Here is an 8693-nt window from a genome sequence, read left to right as displayed (position 1 = left end):
GCACCTTTTTCTATTCCAGGGAAAACACTTACTATGACGCCAGACTATCTTTGGAATGGCAAAACGCTAGACCAACAACTTGCCGGATGGTCTGGTATTTGGGGCGATAAAACAGCGCTGATCTATCAAGAACAACAACTAACTTACCGTGAATTGCACCAATCCGCAGAGAGATTGGCTAGTGGACTATTTCGTCGTGGGGTCCGTCGCGGGGATAACGTTATGGTACAACTGCCTAACCGTATCTCCTTTGTCGTTACCTGTTTTGCCCTGTTTAGGTTAGGCGCTCATCCTGTGTTATTAATGCCGACACAGCGGACACATGACGTTCATGCCCTTTGCCAGATTGCCCGCCCGGTCGCTTACATTATTCCTGATTGCATCCATGATTTTGACTACCGGGAAATGGCGCGAGAAATTGCGGCATCTTGCCCCGATTTGAAACATATTATTGTTGACGGAGAAGCGGAGGAATTTACCGCATTGGCCTCCATTGATGATGAACCGGCAAATATTCCCGGTCCAAGCTATGGCGATATTGCCGTATTGTTGCTTTCAGGGGGAACGACCGGTACACCGAAATTAATTCCCCGTACTCACGATGCTTATACTTATGATTTTGTGCTCTCTGCTCGCCTGTGTGCAGTAAACACGGAAAGCGTTTATTTAGCTGTGCTGCCTGTTGCACATAACTTCACATTAGGCAGCCCCGGTATTCTGGGTACCCTTTCTCAAGGCGGCAGTGTTCTTATGAGTGATACCGCCAGTTGTGATGAAGCTATGCCGTTGATCGAACAGTACAAGGTAACCCATCTAGCATTAGTTCCGGCTCTGGCGCGGCTCTGGGAACAGGCTCGCGACTGGGAACAAAGCGATCTTTCATCCTTACGCTGTTTGCAAGTAGGTGGAGGCAGGTTGACGCCAGAACTGGCGGAACAGGTAATAGCACGCCTTGGACCTTTGCAGCAAGTGTTTGGTACAGCAGAAGGATTGCTCTGTTATACCCGATTGGATGATCCTCATGAGGTCATTATTAATACTCAAGGGCGTCCGTTATCAGAAGAAGATGAAATCAAGATTGTTGATGCCAATTTGCAACCTGTGGCGCCCAGTGAGGTCGGGGAGCTGATTACACGTGGCCCCTACACCATCACGGGATATTACCGTGCAGAACAGCATAATACTGTGGCTTTCACCACCGATGGGTTCTATCGTACTGGCGATCTGGTGCGAATGACCTCAGATGGCAACCTGATCGTTGAAGGCCGAATTAAAGAGCAGATTAACCGCAGTGGTGAAAAAATTTCGACCCAAGAAGTTGAAACCTTGTTGTTACAACACCCTGACATTGATGATGCAGTTGTCATTTCTGTGCCTGATGAACTGTTGGGTGAACGAACTTGCGCTTGTTTACCTAACAACGGTAATCAACCAGAACCGGGGCAAATAGAGGAATTTCTACAGCAGAAAGGCGTTCAGCGTCATAAAATCCCTGATCAATGGTTGTTTGTCCCATATTGGCCACTCACCACTGTGGGAAAAATCGATAAACGCCGCTTGGTACAGATGGCACAGGCAGAACATGGCTGTCCGATGCAGCAATATCATGAACAAACCGTCTCGATTGCCAGCACTCCGTTAGATTTAATTACGCATTTGCTTTCGGATGACAATGCACAACCTTATATGCTTTATGAAGTGAAAGGTGAATGGTCATTGGGGATAGGCTGTGCAGCGACCATCTGCGCGGATGCATCGGGACAATTGCTTGATGCACAAGGTAATTGTCATCCATACGATATCAGCACATTGAGCCAAAAACTGGAACAGGCGCTTAATGCCCTCCCCATTCAGGATTGGCGGGCCTATGGAAGAACTTTATTTGAATTCTCCCACATGACATATGGGTTGCCATTAGCACAACAAAACGAAGCGTTAATAAAAATCACCATTCCACAACATGAATTACGCATAACTCAAGGACAGGTTCTGATACGAACGCTCGAAGAAGGTCAACTTGCCATATTGAGTGGGAAAATTAGCCAGGCTGATCAATTAGGCACACCCGTTTTCTCATGTACAGAAGATATGGAAATCATTAATAAGCCAGACGCAGCGAAATATTATCAGGATAACGTCGCCAATGCGGTTAAGGATATTGCTGCGGGCCACTACCAGAAAGTGATCCTGTCACGTCGGGTTGAACTTGGCTCAGACATTGATATGCCGCACAGTTACTGGTTAGGTCGTCAGGCTAATACACCTGCCCGCTCCTTCTTCTTACGGGATGAAGATTTCTCTGTTTATGGTTTCAGCCCAGAAACCGTGGTTGAAGCAGATGGTTCAGGTTGGGTCAGCACGCAACCATTGGCTGGAACTAGAGCATTGACACATGACAAAGATCAGGATCAACGATTGAGAGCAGATTTGCTTTCTGACCCGAAAGAGATCTCAGAACATGCCGTTTCAGCCAAATTGGCATTAGAAGAGCTGGCGCCGATTTGTCAGTCTGAAACACTTTGTGTGTCAGAGTTTATGGCGATTCGTGAACGGGGTTCAGTACAACATTTGGCATCACGGGTAAAAGGATTACTACAAACAGACAAAAATTGTTGGGATGCGTTTATCGCCCTATTCCCGGCAGTAACCGCTTCTGGGATACCGAAAAAACCTTCTTTACAGGCAATTTCACGTTATGAAGGCGAACCACGCCGGCTTTATAGCGGTTGTGTCATGTTACTAGATAGCTCAGGTAAACTGGATGCGGCGCTGGTATTACGTTCTCTCTATCAATATCAAGGGCGCTGTTGGCTTCAGGCGGGTGCAGGATTGGTAAGAGATTCAAAACCAGAAAGAGAATGGCAGGAAACTTGTGAAAAACTTGACTGCATTATGAAATACGTTCGCCCTTATTCTGGCAAAAAAGAATGAAGTAATAACACTTCCGGGAAAACCAGAGTTGTCTCTGGTTTTCCCTAGACGACTCATTTTCTACTATGCTTAACAGGTCACCTCTAATTTTTCCTTCTGTGACAACCATTAACTTAAAAAAACCCAAACAAATAGATATCAGCTTTATTCCTGCTGATACCCATTTTACCTGGAGGCAATAAATATGTTCTCTCGTCGTGATATCTTGAAGGCATCCGCAATTGGCGCGGCAGCCGCTAGCATGGGCGGTATGATTAAAGCTGCCGCTGCTGATGAACAACACAATACAATCACTGCTGGTGATAATAAACCGCCAACAAATGCCAAAAGTTTGTATAAATATAAATTCACCGATAGCAAAAAACGGATATTGGAAAATGGATGGGCACGGGAAGCTACAGTAGAACAATTTCCGATATCTGAAGGTGTTGCTGGTGTTGATATGTTACTTAAACCGGGTGGTGTCCGTGAACTTCATTGGCATGCTATTGCCGCTGAATGGGCATATATGCTTGAAGGTCATGCGCGTATTACCATTATCGATCCGGAAGGCAAAAGTGAAGTAGCCGATTTTGGCCCCGGCGATGTATGGTATTTTCCCAAAGGTCATGGTCATTCCATTCAGGCGCTTGCAGATGGCGCGCATTTTATTCTGGCTTTTGATAACGGGCACTTCTCAGAATTTGGTACTTTCAGCATCACTGATTGGATAACGCATATGCCGAAAGAGGTGCTTGAGAAAAGCGTTAACATGCCGGCATCTGTTTTTTCTAATATTAAACAGGGTGAAGCTTACATCGTTGGTGGCGCCATACCGCCAAAACTTCCTCTACCTGCTGACGATGGGGGATTGAATGATGCTCCACTCACCCACCGTTATGAACTTTTGAAGAACAAACCCTTCTTTGAAAACGATGCAGGAAGTATTTATCGGGCATCATCGAAAGAATTTCCTATTTCTACAACGATCACCGGTCTCATAGAGACGGTTAAACCTGGCGCAATACGTGAATTACATTGGCATCCGAATGCCAACGAGTGGCAATATTACATTTCAGGCAAAGGACGTATGACCGTGTTTAGTTCCCACGGACACGCACAAACCGCAAAATATGGGCCAACTGATGTTGGTTATGTGCCACAAGGATTTGGTCACTATATCGAAAATATTGGCAATGATGATCTTACAGTGCTGGTTGTACTGGATAATGGTATTTACGAAGATATTTCACTCTCTGATTGGCTAGCTAAAACTCCGTCTTATCTGCTGGCGGATAACTTCAACAATAAGCCTTCCGATTGGGTGGATCGTCCTAAGGATAAGTTAGTTATATCACGCCGTAGGAGTTGAGATATTACACCGTGGTGTATTGAAGAAACTTACATAACCTTGTATATCAGAAATAGCCTCGTTTACACGGGGCTTTATTTAACAGTAGTAAAAATGATTAAACAGGTAGGTATTAATCTTAATATTTACCAATAAAAAGAGGGTTGGATAATCCTGAGATTGTAACTAACTTTAAAGCGTAACATAGAATCAAGTAAAATTGATGATATAGACATTACATGTAAAGATTTACTTGATATAATTTATGATGACATCTCATGATTATGAAGGAAATATTGAATGTTCCAAATTGAAAAAACGCCTATAACAACATTATTTATAGTATGTGTGACAATTGTTTATTCCACATTTGTTTCATATTCATTAACAGGTAGCTTTATCGGTAAAATAAGTATTATAGATCTAGAGAAATATGGAGGGTTAACACCAAGTAAATTATATGAATTTGGATATTGGCGACTTCTGGTTTCTCAGTTCATACATGTTAAACAACTGCATATGGTCTACAATGTGCTATCATTTTCCATACTGGGAATTTTATTAGAAAAACATCTTGGATCTAAATTTTTATTAGTTTTATGGTTTACTTCTGGTGCTTTGGGAACTCTTTATAGTACTAACTTTGTTAGTTACCCTTGGAATATTGGTACAGGAGCATCACAAGCTGTTTTGGGCGTATCTTCCTTTGCATTGTTGTTGGTTTTTGTCAAAGAACATACCTCTGGTATATTAAAGTTCGCTGTTGTTTTTTCCATGCTGCCGGCGATGGCTTTAGATTTTATTTATGCTCACTACCCTAAGCCAGGTCATGTTCTTTCTATTTGTATTGGGCTTGCAATGAGTTTGTTTTTCTATAGGAAAAATAAATCTTATTTTGATAATATTGTTATTTGAAAATAATAATTATCCACGAATAAATTAATAATTGAGAATATTCTATGAAACATTTTTTCAACGGAAGCCTCATAAGGCGTTTTACCTTTCAAACCACTGTGTGGTCTGTGATAATTGCAAAACGCCTTCCATTTAGCTAATACATTTTACTGCCAACGAAAATATAACGTTAGATGGTTATAATTTTTGATGTTATTTTTGATTTCCGTAGCAAAACACATAATATATATGACAGAGTAAAAGCCAGCAAAGAATAGGCTATTATGTAAACATATATATTTATGTAATTAAATTTTTCTAAAAATAAATTATGGACAAATTCGTTATGTATTTCAATAACAAAAATATTGTGAACGAGATATATTCCTAGTATATTCTTGCTAATATCATTTATTAATAATGGTATTTCGTTGATATTCAAATTAACCAAGAATAAAAACAGGCAAACCGAAGAAACCTGAAGGAATATATTATAAAACTTCCCATAAAAGAAGGTCATCCCCGTCCTGGATGAAATGATTGATAAAGATATCAATGATATAATAAAAAACACCAGCAGCATTATGTGTTTACAGGAAAAAGTCTTTATTTGAGGTTTAGTTAGCCCTAAATATCCGCCTATCAAGAAACTAATCAAACCCTCAACTTGGAACGGAAGCAAAATATTGAATGGAATTAGGGAAAAAGAGAATTGGTAATCTGTTAGTGCATTCAGCAATGTAAGATTAGAAATTATAAGCATTATGACAAGTATTTTCATAATCCCCTTTGCATTTGTTTCGTTAAATGTGTTACGCATTAGTGGTGTTAATATGTAGAGAGAGACAATTGCAAATATAAACCATAAATGGGTGGCGTCTGATGTGGTTCTACTAACATTAATATAATTTAAAAAATCAACAGTAGGTACTGTTGTAAATTTACTGATAAAACATGTGTCATAAAGATAATAAAAGATAAGCCAAAACAACAATACAGTTAATATCCCTTTGGCTTTATTAATGATGTAATCCACCTGCTTTTCATGCTTGTTGTTTAGTAAAAAATAGCCACTGCACATAAAAAACAACGAGACTCCCAACTGACCGATCTGCCTAAAAAAATACAAAACCACGTCATTATCATCGCGCAACAAGAAAAATAAAGTAACGTGAGAAATTACAACGAAAAATATAGAAACGATCTTTAATAAATCTATGGTTAATATTCTCATTATTTGTCTCTTAAATGGATAAAATGAAGTTTGAAATTTTTGGGGCAAGCCTGGCCATACCTATTTTTGATGGATGCAAACCATCGGACACTGTGCCCAAGCTATTGCTGGTCATAATATCGATATTTCCTTCATTGAATCCAGATTGTTTTAACAAATCCAGATATGGGATGGAGTGTTTTTCGCAAATTTCCCGACAAACGTTGCAATAGTCAGACAAGTAGTACCCTTTGGCGTTTTTACTATTCATACCTCTTTGTACTGATATTGGTGTTGTTATAATAAACCCTATTCTCGCTAATGGGTATTTTTTGGTAATGCCAGTCATTAATAACTTCATGCCTCCAATAAATGTCAAGGAGGTTCTATCTTTATAATCGCCTATTTCCACACCCCCATAGGAGCCAAAGTCAAATCCAAAATCATTTACCCCTCCCCATATTGTAATAATATCTGGATTACTTCCCATTTTTTCATATCTTAAACAAATGGCTGAATTGTCATTTTTATCTTTTTGGGCTATGCATGTTCCCCCTATTCCGTAGTTTTTCCATTCTTTTAGACTTAAATCTTTAGTCACTATTGGTTGATACCACCCTCTTTCAGTTATACTGTCTCCGAGGGCAAACCAACACCCTCCCTTCAAATGCGATTGAATATAAGACATTCACTTTCATCCTTTTAAAAATAAAATGTAGACCGACTGGCTTTCTATCAGTATCGAATGTTAGCTGGAATGGACGCAGGCGTTTCAGTAGAATGGCGCCCGGATGTTCGGCGAGAAGCCTTTGTGTTTTATTGGTAGCTTGGTCTATATGACGAGTCATCATCCTGATCCCATGTAAATCATATCCGTATGAGGATCGCTGACCGGATAGTGAAAATGAATTTCGTCACTGCGGTTGGATCTCGGATAAAGTTGTCTCATATAAATAGTTCGATATCAACCCCTTTTACGACCCTTTAATCGTACACATTCATAACAGAAATACGGATTGGCTATCATAAACAAATTATTGTCAGGCACTAAAAAATGCTGATAGCGATAATTAGTTTGCTAAAGAAATGGCTGATAAATTAGCTAAGGAGAAAAATGGATCTGAAACATAATATTGAATTCCTGACCACCTGAATTTAATAACAAAAATGCCGATCTTGAATATCGGCATTTTGCAGCGAAAGAGGAGATTAATTTAATGCTTTAACATTTCAATTTTATCCCGGCTCAGTCCGGTACTGGTGACAATAATGTCCAAACTCACTCCATGCCGTAATAAGGCACGAGCCGTTTCCAGTTTACCTTCCTCTCTACCTTCAACTCGGCCTTGCTCGCGCCCTTTTTGTTCAAGCTGTTCTGCAATAGTCATCAACATCGTTTCATGCTCCGGAGATTGTTCAATCAGTTGATGGACAAATTGGGAGAGATCCAGCGTATGTCCATTCAGTAAAATATAGCTTAACGCAATATTGCGCTGCTCGGTTGTATTATACCCCGCATTCAAGAGTTCCACCAATTGAGGGACCCATTCCAGCATATCCCGACAGCGGATGTGTTTTTGCACCAGCTCCATCAGGGCAACGCCTTTATGTGTCAGGATTTCTTCATCGCTGAGCACACTGACGTCCACCAACGGAAACGCCTGACGGTATAAGCGAGCAGCCTGTTCAGGAAGCGTAAAACAATCCAGCCACCGGTTTGAGTAAGGATAAGGTCGAACCTCGCCATGATAAAACAGCAGAGGCGCCACCAAAGGGAGTTCAGTATGGCCTTTTTTCAGGTGAGCCGCCATCGCTGACATGGCGTAATACATCAACCGCCAGGCCATAAACGGGTCAGGGGTGGACTGATGCTCAATCAGACAGTAGATATAACCTGGTCCTTGGACCGTTTTAACCGAGTACAGCACATCACTGTGCAGTTGACGTAAATGCCGGTCCACAAAACTGCCGGGTTCCAGTTTCAATGTGGCTAAATCACACAACGACTGGATCTCTTCGGGCAGATAAAGGGATAGAAACTCCCTGGCCGTTTCGGGCTGCGTTAAAAAATGTTTGAATAACGCGTCATGGTGAGGTTGTTTTTCTTTCTTTGCCACAATCCGTTTCTCTGTCTTATCAGTTAGTCATCGCTGCTCATTGTCAAAGCTATAATATCTCTGGAAGAGATCCGCAACCAATGTACAACATATTATCATCTGCCTCCAGCCAATCAATTAGTTCCATTACTGAATATGATTTCCTTCTCAGAACCTTTCTTTTCGATGATTATCCATTACCATGAATAGTGTTATCGCCTTTTGGCTA

6 protein-coding genes are annotated in these 8693 nt (G+C 40.9%); 3 read left to right on the top strand and 3 right to left on the bottom strand.

Features of this window, described 5'->3' with window-relative positions; genetic code table 11:
• Positions 1-33 precede the first annotated feature (33 nt).
• The 3 genes from TI10_RS02295 (at position 34) to TI10_RS02285 (ending at position 5176) form a co-directional block, all read left to right on the top strand.
• Positions 34-2931 carry a salicylate synthase gene (locus tag TI10_RS02295; protein ID WP_394298755.1) on the top strand — a complete coding sequence of 966 codons (2898 nt, stop codon included), beginning with the start codon at positions 34-36 and terminating at the stop codon, positions 2929-2931.
• A 184-nt stretch (positions 2932-3115) separates the two neighbouring features.
• Positions 3116-4282: a cupin domain-containing protein gene (locus TI10_RS02290; protein ID WP_049581549.1), complete on the top strand. Its 1167-nt coding sequence runs from the start codon at positions 3116-3118 to the stop codon at positions 4280-4282.
• Positions 4283-4561: 279 nt separating this feature from the next.
• Entirely contained in the window at positions 4562-5176 is a 615-nt protein-coding gene (locus tag TI10_RS02285; RefSeq protein ID WP_049581548.1) for a rhomboid family intramembrane serine protease, read from the top strand.
• A 169-nt stretch (positions 5177-5345) separates the two neighbouring features.
• Here TI10_RS02285 and TI10_RS02280 read toward each other — a convergent pair whose 3' ends face one another.
• The 3 genes from TI10_RS02280 to TI10_RS02270 all read right to left on the bottom strand — a co-directional run bounded on the left by TI10_RS02280 (position 5346) and on the right by TI10_RS02270 (position 8485).
• Complete coding sequence (locus tag TI10_RS02280; RefSeq protein ID WP_049581547.1) at positions 5346-6389, bottom strand: acyltransferase; 1044 nt, start codon at positions 6387-6389, stop codon at positions 5346-5348.
• 10 nt (positions 6390-6399) lie between these two features.
• Positions 6400-7056, bottom strand: coding sequence for an SGNH/GDSL hydrolase family protein (locus tag TI10_RS02275; protein ID WP_049581546.1), 657 nt, complete (start codon positions 7054-7056; stop codon positions 6400-6402).
• A 526-nt stretch (positions 7057-7582) separates the two neighbouring features.
• Positions 7583-8485 (bottom strand): Rpn family recombination-promoting nuclease/putative transposase, encoded by a 903-nt coding sequence (locus tag TI10_RS02270; RefSeq protein WP_049581545.1) that lies wholly within the window; start codon positions 8483-8485, stop codon positions 7583-7585.
• Between the last annotated feature and the right edge of the window lie 208 nt (positions 8486-8693).

The organism is Photorhabdus luminescens subsp. luminescens (genome assembly GCF_001083805.1).
Classification (GTDB): domain Bacteria; phylum Pseudomonadota; class Gammaproteobacteria; order Enterobacterales; family Enterobacteriaceae; genus Photorhabdus; species Photorhabdus luminescens.
The sequence above is the reverse complement of the archived record's forward strand: the minus strand, read 5'-3'. Positions and strand labels throughout refer to the sequence as shown.